Source organism: Enterococcus sp. AZ079, from assembly GCF_050547255.1.
GTDB classification, from domain to species: Bacteria; Bacillota; Bacilli; order Lactobacillales; family Enterococcaceae; genus Enterococcus_D; species Enterococcus_D casseliflavus.
Map to the genome: position 1 here is coordinate 793940 of NZ_CP172955.1, position 16097 is coordinate 810036.

Annotated in this window: 15 protein-coding genes and 1 pseudogene; 4 read left to right on the plus strand and 12 right to left on the minus strand. The window is 43.5% G+C overall.

From position 1 onward, the window contains the following. Window positions 1–58 precede the first annotated feature (58 nt). From vanS to IGJ15_RS03850, 11 genes and pseudogenes are all read right to left on the minus strand, one after another. Window positions 59–1189: a vancomycin resistance histidine kinase VanS gene (vanS, locus tag IGJ15_RS03800; protein WP_311902450.1), complete on the minus strand. Its 1131-nt coding sequence runs from the start codon at window positions 1187–1189 to the stop codon at window positions 59–61. After that, the gene (gene vanR-C / locus IGJ15_RS03805) at window positions 1179–1874 is read right to left on the minus strand and encodes a vancomycin resistance response regulator transcription factor VanR-C (RefSeq protein WP_005228837.1); all 696 of its coding nucleotides are present in this window, start codon (window positions 1872–1874) and stop codon (window positions 1179–1181) included. The genes vanS and vanR-C overlap by 11 nt, the downstream gene beginning before the upstream one ends. 98 nt (window positions 1875–1972) lie before the next feature. Next, complete coding sequence (gene vanT / locus IGJ15_RS03810) at window positions 1973–4075, minus strand: membrane-bound serine racemase VanT (protein ID WP_231434747.1); 2103 nt, start codon at window positions 4073–4075, stop codon at window positions 1973–1975. Beyond that, window positions 4072–4644 (minus strand): annotated as a pseudogene (gene vanXY / locus IGJ15_RS03815) (D,D-carboxypeptidase/D,D-dipeptidase VanXY). Before vanXY ends, vanT begins: the two are co-directional and overlap by 4 nt. Beyond that, window positions 4641–5693, minus strand: coding sequence for a D-alanine--D-serine ligase VanC (vanC, locus tag IGJ15_RS03820; RefSeq protein WP_074933485.1), 1053 nt, complete (start codon window positions 5691–5693; stop codon window positions 4641–4643). The pseudogene vanXY and the gene vanC overlap by 4 nt, the downstream one beginning before the upstream one ends. A 339-nt stretch (window positions 5694–6032) precedes the next feature. After that, the gene (locus IGJ15_RS03825) at window positions 6033–6581 is read right to left on the minus strand and encodes a TIGR01440 family protein (protein WP_015510154.1); all 549 of its coding nucleotides are present in this window, start codon (window positions 6579–6581) and stop codon (window positions 6033–6035) included. A 5-nt stretch (window positions 6582–6586) separates the two neighbouring features. After that, window positions 6587–7066 (minus strand): ECF transporter S component, encoded by a 480-nt coding sequence (locus IGJ15_RS03830; protein WP_015510153.1) that lies wholly within the window; start codon window positions 7064–7066, stop codon window positions 6587–6589. Further along, a complete protein-coding gene (locus IGJ15_RS03835; RefSeq protein ID WP_005237263.1) occupies window positions 7063–7851 on the minus strand; it encodes a bifunctional hydroxymethylpyrimidine kinase/phosphomethylpyrimidine kinase in 789 nt (262 codons plus the stop codon). The genes IGJ15_RS03830 and IGJ15_RS03835 overlap by 4 nt, the downstream gene beginning before the upstream one ends. Before the next feature lie 103 nt (window positions 7852–7954). After that, window positions 7955–9481: a glucose-6-phosphate dehydrogenase gene (zwf, locus tag IGJ15_RS03840; protein WP_231434746.1), complete on the minus strand. Its 1527-nt coding sequence runs from the start codon at window positions 9479–9481 to the stop codon at window positions 7955–7957. A gap of 9 nt (window positions 9482–9490) precedes the next feature. Then, window positions 9491–10138, minus strand: coding sequence for a metal-dependent transcriptional regulator (locus IGJ15_RS03845; RefSeq protein ID WP_015510150.1), 648 nt, complete (start codon window positions 10136–10138; stop codon window positions 9491–9493). A gap of 143 nt (window positions 10139–10281) precedes the next feature. Continuing rightward, complete coding sequence (locus IGJ15_RS03850; RefSeq protein WP_015510149.1) at window positions 10282–11517, minus strand: aminopeptidase; 1236 nt, start codon at window positions 11515–11517, stop codon at window positions 10282–10284. 231 nt (window positions 11518–11748) lie between these two features. On the opposite strand from IGJ15_RS03850, the gene IGJ15_RS03855 reads away from it, so the two are divergent. Then, the gene (locus tag IGJ15_RS03855; RefSeq protein WP_005228861.1) at window positions 11749–12324 is read left to right on the plus strand and encodes a TetR/AcrR family transcriptional regulator; all 576 of its coding nucleotides are present in this window, start codon (window positions 11749–11751) and stop codon (window positions 12322–12324) included. Between the two features lie 55 nt (window positions 12325–12379). On the opposite strand, the gene IGJ15_RS03860 is transcribed toward IGJ15_RS03855, so the two are convergent. Then, a complete protein-coding gene (locus IGJ15_RS03860; RefSeq protein ID WP_015510148.1) occupies window positions 12380–12826 on the minus strand; it encodes a flavodoxin in 447 nt (148 codons plus the stop codon). Between the two features lie 176 nt (window positions 12827–13002). On the opposite strand from IGJ15_RS03860, the gene map reads away from it, so the two are divergent. The 3 genes from map (at window position 13003) to IGJ15_RS03875 (ending at window position 16010) form a co-directional block, all read left to right on the plus strand. After that, entirely contained in the window at window positions 13003–13767 is a 765-nt protein-coding gene (gene map, locus IGJ15_RS03865) for a type I methionyl aminopeptidase (RefSeq protein ID WP_005228863.1), read from the plus strand. Window positions 13768–13846: 79 nt separating this feature from the next. Further along, window positions 13847–14770, plus strand: coding sequence for a YihY/virulence factor BrkB family protein (locus IGJ15_RS03870; RefSeq protein ID WP_005228865.1), 924 nt, complete (start codon window positions 13847–13849; stop codon window positions 14768–14770). 19 nt (window positions 14771–14789) lie between these two features. Beyond that, window positions 14790–16010 carry a glycosyltransferase family 4 protein gene (locus IGJ15_RS03875; RefSeq protein WP_010749745.1) on the plus strand — a complete coding sequence of 407 codons (1221 nt, stop codon included), beginning with the start codon at window positions 14790–14792 and terminating at the stop codon, window positions 16008–16010. Window positions 16011–16097 lie beyond the last annotated feature (87 nt).

Here is a 16097-nt window from a genome sequence, read left to right on the forward strand (position 1 = left end):
AGCTATTCCTCCTTCAGAATTAGAAGGGGAGCAGCGAAATGCTCAGGTTGTTTGCCTGTTAAGCGATTGGTTCAGATGGATGGGGCTTAGACAGCTGTTCATTTTTTTCCATTGCTGCCTTTGGTAGGCGAATCGAAAAGACGATGGTTTCATCACGGCTTTCCGCCCAGATCTTTCCACCTAATGCTTCAACGATTTCTTTGGCGATCGGCAAACCAAGACCCGTCCCACCCGTCGCTGTTGCTCGGGAAGCATCCATGCGGTAGAAAGGCTCAAAAATCAAGCCGATCTTTTCAGCTGGGATCGTTTTTCCTTGATTGGTCAAACGAATCAGGATATCATCAGACTCGCTGATGGCTAATCGCAAAGGGGAGTTAGGATAGCTATAATTGATGGCATTGCGGATCAAGTTATCAAAAACGCGTTCCATTTTCTCCGTATCAACGGTCGCAAAGACTTTTTTCTGTAGCTGAAGTTGCCAATGGAGGTTTTTTTCTTCTAACAGCGGCAAAAATTCAAACGTCAACTGTTCCAGCATCAAGCTCAGATCCGTGGTTTCAGTTTGTAAGGCGATCGTTGTAAGATTAAAGCGGGTGATTTCGAAAAATTCGCTGATCAATAGTTCCAGCCGTTGGGCTTTTTGCAAGGCGATCTTCGTATAGCGTGCGCGTAGTTCGGTAGAAAGCTGCGGTTCCTCTTCTAAAAGCGTCAAATAGCCGATCACACTGGTCAAAGGCGTTCGTAAATCATGTGCGAGATAGACGATCAAATCATTTTTTCGTTGTTCCGCTTCTTTGGCGGCTCGTTGATCCTGTAAGTTTTTCTCCCGCAACTGGTTCATTTCTTCTTGCACATCAATCATATTGCTGGAAAGAACGATTCGCTTCGTGGGTTCGGCAATCAGTTGGTTTGTGGCTTGGATCGTTTCATTCAAATAACTGATAGCTTTGCTCATATAATAAATCGTTGTGCTCACCCAAATCAGTAAGGCCCCGATGGCTAAGCAAAGAAGCCAATAGTCAGCAAAAAGTCGTAAAATTTGATAAATGGGTTCATAGCCATACCAGACCCTCATTCCAGCAACGAAGCGTACTGCGAAAGGAATGATGATCAAGATCGCCATCAAGATGCCCGTGGTGATAAAGTATTGGGTCAAGAGCTTGCGGATCAATGGATTTCTATTTTTCAATGATATAGCCGACCCCCCATACGGTTTTGATTAATTTCGGTTTGCGGGGTTGTTCGTTCAGTTTTTCCCGCAAACGGGCGATATGTGCCATCACTGTGTTATTGTTGTCTAAATACTTTTCTTTCCAAACTGCTTCAAAAAGGGTTTCCGAGGCAACGACCGATCCTTGGTGTTCAAATAAGTAAAGCAAGATTTTAAATTCGATGGGGGTCAAGAAAACCTCTTTGCCATAAAGAAAACATTGGTGGCTGTTGATTTTCAACAGTAAGCCTTCCTTTTCGTATTCTTCAATCTTTTGGGGATTCGCTGACTGGTTGTAACGCTGGTATCGCCGCAGCTGCGTTTTGACCCGAGCAACGACTTCTAAAGGATTGAAGGGCTTGGTCACATAATCATCTGCCCCAAGGCTTAGACCGGTGATTTTATCCAAGTCTTCCCCTTTTGCCGTGAGCATCAATACTGGGAAAAAGTGGGTCTTACGAATTTGCTGCAGCAGCTGAAAGCCGTCGATATCCGGCAGCATCACATCTAAAACCGCCACATCGACCGTTTCTTTTTCAAGATAAGCCAAAGCGCTCGTTCCATCATAAAAAGGTTCTACTTGGAAGCCTTCATTCCTTAGAAACGTCGTGACTAACTCCGCGATTTCTTTTTCATCATCAACAACAATTATTTTTTCTGCCATCCTTGATTCACTCCAACTATCTACGATCATTTTTCATTTACACTACCATTTACTCTACACCCATCATACCGTAATCGGTAAGCGAATGCATTCGTTTTCTACTTTGAACTAGAGGTGATGCGGGAACCTAGGCGGCTGATCAATTCATTGGTAATGGTTTGTGCTTGATCAGCGGTAGTCGTCCAATCGCTGATTACTTCGAGCGAACTTTCGACCGCCAGTTCTGGATAGTCCGTTAAATCGATCAAGAGCATATCCATACAAACCAACCCAATCTGCGGGAGTAAAGCACCTTGATAAGAAAGCTGGAACCCTTGGTTTGATAGGGCACGTGGAACCCCGTCGCAGTAGCCGATGCTAACGATCCCGATCGTGGCTGGTCGATCAAAAACAGAGCCTAATCCATAGCCGATCGCTTCACCAGCGGCAACTGGTTTTTTGTCTACCAGTAAGGCTTTGAGTGTCAAAATCGGCTGTACGTTTATCTTCTGCTTCGTTGGTTCGTTCGGGACGCTCAATGAACCAGTTAGAAGAATACCTGGACGTACATAATCATAGTGTTTCTCTGGGTAATTCAATATTCCGTAGCTGCTTTGCAGATGTGTCAGTCCATAGGCGATATTTCTAGCTGATAAGCCAGCCAACAGATCATCAAAACAAGTGATTTGGGCTTGTGTCCGCAAGATACTTGCCGTATCCAGCTGATCTGAAGAGCCTAGATGGGAAAAAATGCCCGTGATCTTGAGAGATGGCAAGGCGTAAAGTCCAGTAACTGTCTCAAGATCAGGTGCAACGCCTAAGCGGTGCATACCAGTATCTACCGCTAAATGGCATTCGATCGGAATTCTTGTTTGGGCTAAAGCATGCCCATGGGCCTCACTAACAATGGTTTGAATCAAGGAATAATGTTTCAGCTCTTTGGCACGTTGGGCAGAAGTGTACCCTAAAATCAGTAAGCGACTTTTGATGCCAGCTCGCCGTAATTCAATGGCTTCTTCAAGGGTAGCAACGGCAAAGAAATCAACGCCGGCTCTTTCTAGGGTACTGGCGACCGTCTTCGCATCACAACCATAAGCATCCGCTTTAACCACCGCCATCACTTTTGTTGTTGCTGGGATCAATCGCTTGATTTCCTGCAGGTTGTGCAACAAAGCGGGGGCGGAAAATTCTTTGGCTGCTCGCTGCAATTTGGGCGGCGTTTTTTTCGAAAACGGGAACAGCTTTTGCAAAGCAAAGAGACCTTGCACCACCCCAATGGTCAGTCCTAAGACCACGAAGAAATTGATCAGATTGTTTTGCAGCAAGGGCAGCTTTTGACTAAGAAAATGGGTCACTGCAATGGTATAAGGATGGAGCAAATAGAGCCAAAGGGACAGTCGACCCGCTTGTTTCCAGATTATGGGTGCTTGCCATTGCTGGATGATCGGAAATAAAAACAACAGGACGAAGGGCAAAAAAACATACATGCTGTCATGTTTCGGCGTGGTAAAGTGATGCAAAAGGTAACTTTCCAAAAGCAAGCAAATCAGACTGATCAGCAGATAACTATAGCGATGGGGAGAAACTGGTTTCTTGGAAAATCTTCTGGCTAGTACCCCTAAGATCAAAAACAAAGGAGCAAAAAAAATGCCGTTGCGAGTTCCATCCAATAGTTGAAAAATCAGTGAATAGACTGGCGTAATGGGTGTTTGTGCAGCCAGGCCAGACCAACTGTCCCCACCTAAACCAACCACATACAAACCGACAGCAATGAAAAACACCTGCTTGAAAGAAAGCCGTGTCAAGAGGCCCATCACTAGTAGACTGCCGGTAATGATCGCAGGAAAATACCAAAGATGGTAAAGAATGCCAGTGACCAACAATGTTTGGATAAAGGTGCCCAGCGGCATGTTCAACCCAAGCATGCCGCTGTACCAAGCAAGCGGCAAAAAGAGCAGTGTGGCTATGAGGTAGACTTGCAGCTGCTTTTTAATAAACTGCCAGACACGCTGTCTGGCAGGATAGCTGTTTTGGGTGGCTAAGTCGCTGAACACGTAATATCCGCTGATCATAAAAAAGAAGGGGACGGCAATTCTGAAGAGCGTCAACGTGATCAGGATATCACCGTCAGGCCATAAGCGGTGAAGAGGCAGACAGTGGATCGCCACCACCATCATCGCCAAAATCACCCGGAATTGCTCGATTCCTTGATTCTTCTTCATGCGAACTGCCTCGCAGTTTGTTCAAGGTATTGATGGTATTCTTCCAAGGTCCACTGTTGACTGGCGATGATTTGACTATGAGGCAGACCAACATAACGAAAATGCTACGGTTCATAGCCAATCCCTGTAATTTCCTGTTTGTCTGCGGGATAGCGTAAAATAAACCCATAGTTCATCATTTCCTGGGTAAATAAATCAGCGGCTGCGCTGTCACGAAATCGTGGGCAGATCAAATCATCCTGGCTGCCCTTTAAACCAACATCGATCGCTAAGCCTAACTGATGTTCACTGCAACCGGGCAACGCCACAAATTGTTTCGTATAGGCTAGCCCATTTTCTTTCAAGGAATATTCCCATAAATACCGTTGCTGCTTTTCGGTTCGGTAGCCATCTAACAAGCAGATCTCGTCTTCAAGCTTTAAGGATTTGACGAGCCGTTTCCATTGTTTGGCTGCTTCTGGCTGCAAGTAAATCTCGTCTTCGCTGAAGGCAGCAAGGACTAAATGAGGCGGCTCTTGGTTTTTTTCTAACGGAAATTCTTTGCTAACTAACTGTAGATAGGGATTCATTTGACTTCCTCCTTTGCTAAGACAAGCAGTTTTTGTAGTAGTTCTTGATAGGATAAGCCGACCGCTGCCATCATGGCAGGATAACGGGAGTGACTCGTAAAGCCCGGCATAGTATTGATTTCATTCAAGTATAGTTCTCCTTGATCCGTGACAAAAAAGTCGATGCGAGCAAGACCTTTAAGACCAAGACTACGATAGAGCAGCTGAGCTTGTTCTTTGACCTTGGTTTCAATCGTTTCAGGCAATGGCGCAGGGACGGTGATTTTGGCGCTGATCAGCTGGTACTTTTCTTCAAAATCGAAAAAGCCGTCTACTAATGAAATGGCGTCACAAGCACCGACAGTCAAAGAGTCGTTGCCCAAAATACCGCAACCGATCTCAACACCGGCAATATTTTTTTGTAGGAGCACTGCGGAACAATAAGTAAAGGCTTTTTTTAAGGCAGAAGCGATTTCTTCAACGCAGGTGACTTTAGTGATCCCTTTTGAAGAGCCCGCTTCATTAGGCTTAAAGAAAACTGGGAAGCCATGGGTCTGGATAAAAGCTTCGATTTGTTCTTGCTGGTTGGCTTGATTTGTCAAGAGAATCGTAGGAGCACTTTGTACGCCAATGGCTGCTGCAGCTTGATGCAGCAGCCATTTGTTCATACATAAGGCAGAACCTGCCACCCCGCAACCTACATAAGGTAGTTTCATCAATTCAAACAATCCTTGGATACTGCCATCTTCCCCGTATTTGCCATGCATAATGGGAAATAAAATATCAGGTACTAACGTTTGCTGCTCTTCACTTAGCCAAAAGCCGTTTCCTTCGAATAGCGGCTGGATTTTCTGTTTATGTTTCGTATCCAACAACCACGTGTCTTGTCGGATGTTTTCCAGTTCTCCTGTATACAAGTACCAATCCATAGCATCTGGGGCGATCCCGATCAAAGAGAGGTCGTAGTCATAGGGAGATGATTGGAGTGCTTCGATTGCGCTAGTTGCTGAGGCTAAAGAAACGGTGTATTCCGGTGAATTGCCTCCAAAAATAATGGCGATTTTTTTCATGTTTTTCTTCCTTCCGCTTTTCGATTCTTACTACATTCAGTCTATCAAGGAAAGAAAAAAGAAATTTGCGGGCTTACTGGTATCTTTCTTTTCTTTTTGTGATGAAATTCTGACGAATTTATGACAAAAGGAAAGCGACAGCTGCCGCTCCTTTTACACCAGAAAGAAACTTGCCTTTGAAGTAGAAAAAGCTGCCATAAAATGGAATGGAAAAAATAGTGAAAAAAGAGCACTCTGAAAGAAAGGGGGAGGCAATAGCAGGAACGTTGACACAAAAAAAGCATGCCGAAGCATGCTTTTTCTTTTTGATGATGGCTTTTCGATTATTATACGATTTGCTTATTGTGCGTAATGCGCACGAGGACCACCAATATATTTGGGCCGTGATCCCAGAGCTGTGACATGGGCAGCGCCGAGGGACTTGATAGAGGGACGGATCGGGATTTGAACATGTTTGACATGCATGCCGATTGCTGTGTCGCCAATATCGATGCCAGCTTTTGCTACTATGTGCTCCACTTCAATAGGTTCATCGAACAGCTGGAAAGCGGCAACTGAGCAAGCACCGCCTGCATGCAACTGGGGCACTACTGCGACTTCTTCTAATTGATATAGTCGAGCCGTTTCACGCTCAACAGCTAAAGCCCGATTGAGATGTTCACAGCCTTGAACGGCTAAATGAATATTTTTGGGACGCAAGATCGCTCGTAGTGTTTCAACGATAACCATGCCTACTTCTTGACTGGAATTTTTGCCAATCAAGCCGCCCACGACTTCACTTGTTGAACAACCAAGGACAAAAAGATCATTTTCACCAACGTTCGCTGTCGTAATGACTTCTTCAACGATCGTAGTTAAATCCGTTTTTAATTGATTGATATCTGTCATAAGAATCACCTTTCATTTAAAGAAAACTTTTTCGTGCGGCGCAAAGCATGCGTCAGGGGTAAAGCAACGATGCTGCCAAAGACCGTTTGGATCAAATTACTTGGGATCGAGGCGATCCCAGCGCCTAAACCGAATAGCAAAACCGTTGCTGCTGCATAGCCGGCGATCATGATTAAGCTACCGACAATGACGGCTGCTAGTGGCCGATGGCTCATTCTACCTACGATCCAGCCTTGCACACCATGGATCACGATGGAAAAGAAGGCCCATTCAGGGTAACCTGATAGAAAATCAATGATGCCGCCGCTCATTCCACCGACGAAGGCACCGGCGCTAGGTCCGAACAACAGGGCCGAGATATAGATCCCTGCTTCACATAAGGTCACAAAGCCCTTCGTTTGCGGAACAGGAATGATAAAGGTCAAAGAAAGTGCACACGTGAGTGCCGTCAGCATAGCGATCGTCGTTAGGTTTCTTACTTTCATAGGTGTTCCTCCTTTTTAAAATAGGCGAGCTGATTGACGTTGCCAGAGGTACCTAAAGGCAGACCGTCTTCAATCCCTGCCCAAACAAATGCTTTTGCGGTTTGGATAGCTGCTTCCAACGAAGTGCCTTTAGCAAGCATTGCGGCAATCGCTGATGAGAGGGTACAGCCAGCACCGTTGGTTGTGGTTCGCGTACTTTTTTCTGCCTCAAAAACGGTAAATTGTCCTTCTTGATACAAAACATCATAGGCTGTTTCCCCAGTTAGTCGACTGCCACCTTTGATCAGAACATTTGGGGCACCCAGCGCATGGATTTTTTTTGCCGCCGTTTTCATCTCTGCTAAAGAGGTAATGCTTTGTCCAGATAAGTGTTGTGCTTCGAGTAGATTAGGTGTCACTAATGCTGTGTAAGGAAACAATGAGATCAATCCTGCTTGATAGGAGTGGTTAAAGGCAGTATCTCCTTCTTTGAAGGCGAGAACGGGATCGAGCACGATCGGTCCGGTAAATGTTTGTAAAAAATCTCGCAGCAATTCAATGATGGCGGTTTGATGAAGCAGCCCGATTTTGATTGCATCTAGGGATACGACCGAACGCAGTGAATCCAGTTGTGCTTGGATCACAGGCTCAGGGAGATCATGGAACATAAGATCATCCTTGATGGCGACCACACATGTTAATAGGGCATGGCCAAACACCCCGAATTCCTCAAATGTTTTCAAATCAGCCGTCATGCCGCCACCTGCCAAACTGTCGAGACCGGCGATCGATAAGACTTGTTTCATGTCTGCTGCTCCTTTCATTTCTCATTTCTTTCTATTATAAACAGTCGGTAAAAAAGAAAAACGGCCAATTGGATGTTTTTTCCTCATCCAATTGACCATTTGCTTATTTCTCATTTAGTAAATCTCGCTCACGATACCATTCATCGGGACGCCAGATCCATTCAAAGCCATCGGCAGCTAAGAGATCATAGGCTGCTTGGGGGCCCATCGTTCCTGCGGCATAATTTGGAAAATCAGGTGTTTCTTGGTCCCAAGCGTGACGGATCACATCAACGATGCGCCAAGATTGGGCAACTTCATCCCAGTGGGTAAAGTTAGTGCCATCACCGTTCAAGGCATCTAGAATTAGTTTTTCGTAAGCTTCAGGGGTGTTTTCGACGATTTCAGTACTATTTCGGTAATCGAGCTTCACTGGCAATGTCTCAAACCCTTGGCCAATTTCTTTTCCGTTCAAGGAAAGAGAGAAGCCTTCCGTCGGTTGAATGTAAATCGTCAGCACATTCGGTGCCAAACTCTCGATTTGCTTTTGTTCATTCAGGTCTTGCTTAAAGACATTGACTGGGACTTGTTTAAAGACAATGTTGATGCGAGTGCCTTTTTCCGTCAACCGTTTCCCAGTGCGTACATAAAATGGTACGCCGGACCAGCGGAAGTTATCGATCAAAAATTTCCCAGCAACGAAGGTTTCCGTTGCCGATTCTTCATCCACATTGGCTTCTTCACGGTAGCCAACAAATTTCTTGTCTTCTAATTGTCCCTTATCGTATTGACCACGAACGAAGTGTTGTTTCACTTCTTCTTCGGAGTAGATACGGATCGCATTTAAGGCTTTGATTTTTTCTGTCCGTAATTCTTTTTCAGAAAAAGCCACTGGCGCTTCCATGGCTAATAAGGAAAGAATCTGCAGAATATGATTTTGGACCATATCCTTCAAGGCACCGCTCTTATCATAATAGCCGCCGCGTTCTTCTACGCCTAAGTTTTCTGCGATATTGATCTGAACATTGTCAATGTAACGATTGTTCCACATTGACTCAAAAATGTTATTGGCAAAACGAATCGCAGAAATATTTTGGATCATTTCTTTTCCTAAATAGTGATCGATTCGGTAGATTTCTTGTTCCGTAAAGACTTGATTGATCTCTTCATTCAATTCTTTTGCTGAATTATAGTCGCTTCCAAACGGTTTCTCGATGATCACCCGATGGTAGCCCTCAGTATCCAGCATTCCTTGGGATTTCAAGTGAGAAACGATCGTCCCAAAGAAATTAGGGGACATTGCTAAGTAAAAAATCTGATTGCCTTCTAAATGGTATTTCTGATCTAAGGTTTCCGCCAAATCCTTTAATGAATCATAATGGCTCGTATCTGTTACATCATGTGATTGGTAGTAGAAATGAGAAGCGAATGTCTCTGCTTGTTCTTGTGAGTCACTCAATTCTTTGATTGTACCTATCACCACTTCACGATAGTGTTCATCCGACCAAGGACGGCGTGCAGTACCAATGACTGCAAAATCTTCTTTCAAATCGCCTTTTTTGTACAACCGAAACAAAGAAGGATATAGTTTGCGTTGGGCAAGGTCGCCCGTACCGCCAAAAATCGTAAAAAGGACCTTTTTTTCCATCATCTTCACTCCTTACAGTTTATCGACAAAAATCGTGCTGGCGGCTTTGTAGCTGACAGCAATTTCTTTTGTGTCATTTTTGATCGTAATCGGACCCTCGTATGCTGCCGCATCGATGATCTCGTATTCTTCATGAATATTCAATTTGATCGAAACGAGATAATCCAGCAGTTCTCGTTCGTCAAGGACACGGGCGATACGAATCTTGGTTCCTACCGGATAAGAACTCATGGTGTTTTTTTCGCCTTCGTGAATGAGTTCTCCTTGTTCAGGAATCATTCCCCCATGTGGGCAATACCGAGGATGATCAAGGTAGGCTTCTAAGCGGCTCGCCAACGTTTCTGAGGTGACATGTTCTAAAACTTCTGCGTCATCATGAACTTCATTCCATGAATAATGCAGGTGCTCCACAAGAAAGACTTCCCATAAACGATGCTTACGAATGAGGGCACTTGCAGAAGCTAAACCAGTTTCAGTCAACTGTACCCCTTGATAAGGTGAATGTTCCACTAAGCCTTCTTTTAATAATTTTGAAATCATTTCACTTACTGAAGCTGCTGAGACGTCCAGACCTGACACGATTTGTTTGTTATTGATCTTCTTTTGGTCACCACCAAGCTCTAAGATGAGCTTTAAATAATCTTCACGATTTGGTGTCATCGGATCCATCCTCTCTTATCAAAGACTATCAAAGTAGATTTTATCAAAAAAGCCAGCTGATTACTATGAAAAAAGCCGCCGGTTCTCAATATTCTATGTAAAAAGAAGACCGAGGGGAGCTACTCCACCTCAGCCTTTTTTTATTAAGCCCAATCACCATTGCGGAAGACAGGAACTGTGGTGCCATCTTCTTTGATGCCATCGATGGACATTTGGTCAGAGCCGACCATGAAGTCTACGTGGGTTTGGCTGCGGTTTAAACCAGCCGCTGCCAGTTCTTCTTCACTCATCTCAGTGCCGCCTTGTAAGCTGAAGGCATAAGCAGAGCCTAAAGCCAAGTGGTTTGAGGCATTTTCATCAAACAACGTATTGAAGAAGATGATGCCAGATTGTGAGATAGGGGAAGGGTCAGGGACTAAAGCGACTTCACCTAAAGATTTCGCTCCTTCATCGATCGCTAGCAATTTGCCTAACACTTCTTCGCCTTGTTCTGCAGAAAAGTCCACGACTTTACCGTCTTTGAAGGTGAATTTCATGCCAGAAATAATCGTACCTGCGTAGCTCAATGGTTTCGTACTTGAAATATAGCCATCGATGCGACGATTATCTGGGGCAGTAAAGACTTCTTCTGTCGGCATGTTCGCCATGAATTTTTCATTGCGGGTGTTGTAGCTGCCAGCACCTTCCCACAAGTGATTTTTTGGTAGGCCGATGATCAAATCGGTACCCGGTGCTGTATAGTGTAATGCGCTGAATTGTTCTTTGTTCAATTCTTCTGCCTTGACTTGCAGTGTTTCATCATGTTTTTTCCAAGCAGCAACAGGATCTTCTTCGTAGATACGCGTCGTTTTGAAAATTTGATCCCATAGCTTGTCTTGTGCTTCTTCTGGGGAAGCATCAGGGAACACTTTTTGTGCCCAATCTTGACCTGCAGCAGCAACAACGGTCCAGCTGACTTTGTTGGCTTGTGTTGCTTGACGCAGTTTCATCATCGCCTTACCAGAAGCTGCTTGGAAAGCGGCGACCCGATCTGAGTCAACGCCCGCTAACGCATCGGGATTGGCAGAAACGACACTGATGCGGCTCGCACCTTTTTCGACCCAATCTTCTGTCTGATCAATTTTGTGTTGAGGGATCGTAGACAAACGATCCTCAGCTGCATGCGCAAGAAATTCTTTTTGAACCACATCGTCGGTCCATTGAACGATTACTTCATCAGCGCCTAGCTCATACGCTTTTTTTGTCAATAGTCGAGCTAACGGTGCTTGGTCCACGGCGATTTGGATGACGATGGTGTGCCCTTTTTGGACATTTACACCAACTTCTGTGATCAGTTGGGCATATTTTTCAAGGTTCTGATTAAAGTTTGGTAAAACCATTAAAATTCCTCCATTTATTCTAAAATTATAACTGTCTTCATGATAGCACTAAGTATTTTTGAAAACAAACGAAAAAGAGAGCAAAAAAACAGAGGTCTTCAAATTGAAAAACTGGAAACACTAGGGGCAATAATTTTAAAAGTTTTTTTGCAAACTTAAAAAAACATGATACAATAAGTAAAAGGTATTTCTGAAAGCGATGTATAGCAGAATTAAGGAGATTAAAAAATTATGGCAAGAAAGAAAACTATTACTAGAGACCAGATTTTAAAAGCTGCCTATGAAGTTGTCGCAACCGAAGGATTTACACGTTTTACCGCACGCAATATCGCAGCGAAGATGAAATGTTCAACGCAACCGATCTACTTAGAATTTAAAAATATGGATGACTTAAAAAATGCATTGATCAATCAGATTTACGACTACTTAGCGACAGAAGTTTTTCCAGTTGAAAGACGGGGAGATGTCATCGTTGACTTAACGTTAAATTATATTGGCTTTGCAAATAAAGAAAAACGATTATACCGAGCGCTATACTTAGAAGAGCATGGTGGTGGGGATTCCATGCAGCAGTTTTCATTTGACCTTTTTGTGAAATCAGTGAAAAAAGAACCAAAGTATCAAGATCTATCGGACGTGAAATTACAGTCCTTGCATACTGGTGTCTGGATCGTCGCTACTGGCTTAGCGGCATTGATGTCTTCGGGGATCATTCATCCCACAGAAGATCAGATTGCTAAGCTGATGACGGAAACCACCGATAATATTTTAGCAAGAGAAACACCCATCGATATCAGTTATCATTAAGCAAACAAGAAAACCTCCGACAGAATCAAGTGATTTTGTCAGAGGTTTTCTTGTTTTATTCTGCAAATGCTTCCGCTAGCTTTTTGGCAAAGGCTTCTAAGTTTTGAATATCGTCTTCTTCCGCAGCCAAGTCGACCTTGACGCTATCTGCCCCTTTTGTTGCACCTGTCTTACTAAAGACGGCTTCAAAGTCATCGACGGACTTACAAAAGTCATCATAAAACGTATCGCCAGAGCCGCAGACCCCAAAGATTTTGCCACTTAAATCAAGTTCTTGCAAATCTTCGTAAAAATCGACGATCTCATCAGGCAATTCACCGTCACCGTATGTATAGGTTGCGACGATACAGATATCGGCGTCTTCAAACTCATCGGCATCCACTTGGGTACACTCATTCATTTCAACTTCCATGTCAAGATTTTCAAGGGCTTCAGAAACGATATCTGCAATTTCTTCCGTATTCCCCGTCATACTCGCATAGACGATTTTTGCTAAAGCCATGGGCTTTTTCCTCCAATCTCATTCCTATTCTCAAGGAAAACTCTCTTACAGATTATAGCAAATGCACGAAAGATTGAAAACAAAACTTGAAAAACTCTTTACAATGTCTGTGAATTTTGTAAAATAAGGGATTTCTATGGTAAAATAAGAGGAATTTAATTAAGGGAGACGAGAACATGATTACATTAAAATCTGCCAGAGAAATAGACCGCATGGCCGAATCCGGCGCGCTGTTAGCAGATGTCCACAAACAATTACGCAGCTTCATCAAACCTGGTATCACCAGTTGGGATATCGAAGTGTTTGTCAGAGATTATATTGAAAGCCATGGCGGAATTGCCGCCCAAATTGGTTTTGAAGATTACAAATATGCCACTTGCTGCAGTATCAACGATGAGATTTGTCACGGGTTCCCCCGAAAAAAACCATTGAAAGATGGCGATCTGATCAAAGTTGATATGTGTATTGATTTAAAAGGCGCCATTTCTGATTCTTGCTGGAGTTATGTGGTAGGAAACTCGACGCCTGAGATCGATCGTTTAATGGAAGTAACCAAAAAAGCGTTGTATCTAGGAATCGAACAAGCCCAAGTTGGCAACCGAATCGGTGACATCGGTCATGCCATTCAAACCTATGCGGAAAAAGAAGGCTACGGTGTCGTGCGCGATTTCGTTGGACACGGCATTGGTCCAACGATCCATGAAAGTCCGATGATTCCTCACTACGGAGAAGCCGGCAAAGGGTTACGTTTAAAAGAAGGAATGGTTATTACCATCGAACCTATGATCAATACAGGGACGTGGAAAATGAAAATGGATCCTAACGGCTGGACCGCCTATACTCTAGATGGTGGCTTAAGTTGCCAATACGAACATAGTTTGGCGATCACCAAAGAAGGGCCACGCATTTTGACTTCTCAAGGAGAAGAAGGAACCTACTAAATTTTGGCGGTAGGAGACTTCTGATTGTTACGTATGACAAAGAAAAAAAGGCAGATGATTCGCTGGCGGAGGAAGAAACATGAAAATCGTTGATAAAGTAAAAAGCAATCAAAAGCTGATGCGTTTCATTGAAACAACGCAAAATAGAATAACGGATTCAGAGATGGGGACCACATCGGTCGTCGTCGCCTACTATTTATTGCTTTCACTTTTCCCGTTAATGATTGCGCTGGGAAATCTGTTGCCTTATTTATCGATTGATCCGAACACGGTTTTATCTTATGTACAAGAATTGATCCCTAGTCAAATCTATGACTTTATCGGACCAGCGATCGAAAACCTCCTCACCACAAGCTCTGGCGGGTTGTTATCGATTTCCGCCTTGGCTGCGTTGTGGTCTGCGAGTCAAAGTATCAATGCCTTGCAAATTGCGATGAACAAAGCCTTCGGTGTGGACCAACGTTCCAATTTTATCGTGGTGCGCGCAGTATCATTTGTGATCATCCTGCTCTTTATGATTGCGATCGTTGGTGTTACGATGGTATTTGGGCTTGGAAAAATCATTCTTGATTTTTTGCAGCCGATTTTTAAGTTTCAAGACAATCTGATCGATACGTTCCAAACAGTCAAATGGCCAGTCACGATCGTTGCTTTGCTATTTATCATGATGCTGATCTATTGGTTAGTGCCGAATGCAAAGGTCAAGTTGCGTTCGACTTTGCCAGGGGCGATCTTTGCAACGATTGGCTGGATGTTGCTGTCACAAGTGTTTGGCTTATACGCCCGTTACTTTGCTGCGAAAATCATTGGCTATCAAATTATTGGAAGTTTTATTGTTTTAATGATCTGGTTGAATCTTGCTGCGACGATTATTATCTTGGGTGGAATCATCAACGCAGTGGTAGAAGAGTATGTGTCGGGACAAGAGATCAAAGAACGAACAGATCCTGTTCAGCGGATTTCTTCGAAAATCGAAGATACATTTACCAATAAAGAGAAATAACGGAAAGCGAGAATAAACGATGGATTTTGCATTCAAATTTGTAATGCGCTTATTTATAACAATGATCGTGTCTTTATTATTGACACCAGTCATCAAATTGATATCTTGCAAGATTGGCGCAGTTGATCGCCCAGGAGAGCGTCGGATCAATACGAAGACCATGCCTTCAGCTGGGGGATTAAGTATTTTTTTAGCCTTTTCCTTTGCGCTGCTTTGGGAATTTCGAACAATGATTCCTTTCGACTTCGTTTGGCCGATTCTTTTAGGTGCAACAATAGTGGTGATTACAGGATTGTTGGATGATATATTTGAACTGTCGCCAATGCAAAAATTAATAGGTCTGACATTCGCAGCGCTGGAAATTTATTTCGTTGCTGGAATAAAAATCAGCACAGTCACGATTCCTTATTTTGGCTTTATTGATCTGGGATGGTTTGCCTTGCCTATGACTTTGATTTGGATACTGGCAATTACCAATGCGGTGAACTTAATCGATGGTCTCGATGGGTTGGCGAGCGGCGTCTCTATTATCAGTTTGACGACGATAGGGATTATCAGCTATTTCTTTCTGCCGAATTTTGTGGAAGTACCAATGGTCATTTTTACTTTGATCGCAGCAATCATCGGTTTCTTTCCATATAATTTTTATCCAGCAACCATTTTTCTAGGAGATACTGGAGCATTGTTTTTAGGATTTATGATCTCTGTGCTCTCACTACAAGGATTGAAAAACGCAACTTTTATTTCTGTTCTGACGCCCATGTTTATTCTCGGTGTACCGATCACGGATACCGTTTATGCGATGATCCGAAGAAAGTTTAATAAACAGAAGATTTCCTCTGCCGATAAAATGCACTTGCATCATCGATTGTTGTCGTTAGGGTTTTCTCATCGCGGCACAGTGCTAACGATCTATGCCTTAGCATTAGTCTTTTCTTTTATTGCTTTACTAATGAATTACGCGAGCAATACAGCGATTGTTTTATTAATCATTAGCACAGGATTTGGAATTGAGCTGTTTATTGAGCTGATTGGATTAGTCGGTGAAAATCGTCAACCACTCATGTGTGCGTTAAAGTTTCTGGGAAATCGGCGATTCAGACAAAGTGTACTAACTGAACGTGCTGAAAGAAGAAATGCTGATCAAGAAAAAGAAAACAAAGATTTGGCTGCTAATGTTTCTCAGACTAAAGAAAAGCGGCGAAAGAGAAAACATTACCAAGCAAAACACAAAAAATAAACGATGACAGTTGCGGCAAAAGAACCCAACGGATGAAATGGATATTGATAGAAACCAAACGGTAAAAAATCAGGCCGGGAATCCTGA